General features: G+C 39.2%; 2 protein-coding genes. Both read left to right on the forward strand.

Translation table 11 applies throughout. The features are described 5' to 3' along the window. Positions 1 to 513: IS607 family transposase (locus ICL16_RS25815; RefSeq protein WP_190833717.1), on the forward strand; the 513-nt coding region annotated here is incomplete at its 5' end. Positions 514 to 531: 18 nt separating this feature from the next. Continuing rightward, complete coding sequence (locus tag ICL16_RS25820) at positions 532 to 2,046, forward strand: transposase (RefSeq protein ID WP_190833720.1); 1,515 nt, start codon at positions 532 to 534, stop codon at positions 2,044 to 2,046. The last annotated feature ends 61 nt before the right edge of the window (positions 2,047 to 2,107 follow it).

Raw genomic sequence — 2,107 nt, forward strand, 5'->3', positions numbered from 1 at the left:
AGCATTAAATCCCCTGGTGGTCATCGTCGCTACCTTGTTGAATCCATTGAAAAAGTGGTTTCAGCAATTGACGATAGACCTGTTATTCTTTATGCCAGAGTCTCAACCGCCTCTCAAAAAGATGACTTAGCTTCTCAGATTGATTATCTTGGTAAAAACTACCCAAATTGTAAATGTATCAGTGAATATGGTTCTGGGCTGAACTTTAAGCGAAAAAAGTTCATGGCACTAATGGAACAAGTCTTAAAGCAAGAAATTAAAACTATAGTGGTTGCTCACAAAGACAGATTATGCAGGTTTGGGTTTGATTTTGTTGAGTGGTTTTGTAATGCTCATAGGTGTGACATTGTTGTTCTTAATAACACTTACAAACCACCCCATCAAGAACTAATGGAAGATTTTATGAGTATTATGCACTGCTTCTCTTCAAAACTTTATTTTCTTAGAAAATATGAAAAGGTGATAAAAGTTGAAGCAGAATCTGACAAAACAGACTCTTCTGTGTTAGATTAGTTACTAGGAGGTAGTTCAATGGCTAAGCGCAATAAAAAACTTAAAAATGAGATTCATAAACTATCAACTCAGATTGTTGAAGTTGTTTTGATTGACGACGCAGTTAAATCTGAATTGTTAGACCTGATGGAGCGCTTAGGTATTGTTCGTTCCGAGGCTTATAACAAGCTTGGTAGTGTCAGGCACTGGGGAATGGATTGGCATAAAGCTTACCCTGAAGTGCGTGACTTCCGTACTCCTGAATCATTAGGGCTACCATCCAAGTTAATGGAATGGACAGTCAATGATGTAGCTAAAGCAATACTTGCTCAACAAGCTGCAACTATTGCTAATCTGAGTGGAAAGATTTGGGCAAGGTATCCAGGTAAAGAAAATGAAGACCAAAGAAAACAAGCATACCGTAAGCTCAATTCTACCGAGTTTCTATCAGATTCATTCTTAAGTCGGATTGTTAGAGATGAGTTTCAACGTGGTCATACTAGTGTTGATAACCAAATTGTTTACCAGCCACAAGCTTACACTTCTACTCGCTTAAGCCGCTATGTTTATCGGTTAAGTGTTTCTGGTTTAACCAAAGGTAAAAGAGTTGAGTTTAATGTCAGGAGTAACCGCAAGCCGAGTGGACAAATCAGAGTTATTTACAATTACGAGTTAGAACGGTTTGAAGTACATTTCTTAGTAGACTTTGGAAACTATACTAAATCATCAGACTCAGAGCTAACCCCCATTGGTATCGATAAAGGATATACAGAAGCTTTCATTGATTCTAATGAAAAAGTCCACGGTGATGGTTTAGGTGAGTTACTAACCAAAAAGTCCAACCGCATTACTAAAAAGAATCGTAAACGTGGTAAGATATTTGCTATTTTTCGTAAGAATGAAAAACATGACCCAGTAAAAGCTGCACGTATTCTAGAAAATAATTTATCTCGAAAAACTGAAAATAAGCGATATAGAAAAGACCAAGCTGCTATCTCTTCACTACTTGGTCAAGCATCTAAGTCCCTGTTTGCTACAGGTTCGTTAAAAGTTTTTGCGGAAGACCTGACAGAATCTATTAAAAACAAAAGTCAGTCAAAAGCAATGTCTCGGAAGTTGAACAGTTGGGTAAAAGGCTGTATGCGAGACAGTTTAGAGAAATGGGCTAGTTGGAGTAATTCGACTATCACAGAAGTTAACGCTGCATATACGTCACAAACGGATGCGGTTACGTTGACCCTTTTAGGGAAGCGTGATGGCAACCGTTTTACCAGGCATACTGGGGTCGTTGTGCATTCTGACTGCAATGCTGCCAAAGCTGTCCTTCATCGAGGTACGGATAAGGACATTACTCGGTACATGAGATCGAGTGAAGTGCAAGCAGTGTTATTGCGTCGTACTGCAATGTTTTTGGCGCTCGAAGGTAAGAGTTTGGATGATGCGGTGGAGTTGGACTGGCTCGATTCTAAGCATAAGAAAAACCCTGAGTTTCAAAAACTGGTAAGTGGGAGCTTACCAACGACTAGAAAGACGAGTGGAAGGTCTAACCCTTAACCGCTATACCACTCCTCACTCAGTCCACAATTCTGTTTTATACCGTTTAATAGCGATTTAT

It is taken from the genome of Iningainema tapete BLCC-T55 (assembly GCF_014698965.1).
In the GTDB taxonomy this organism is placed as follows: domain Bacteria; phylum Cyanobacteriota; class Cyanobacteriia; order Cyanobacteriales; family Nostocaceae; genus Iningainema; species Iningainema tapete.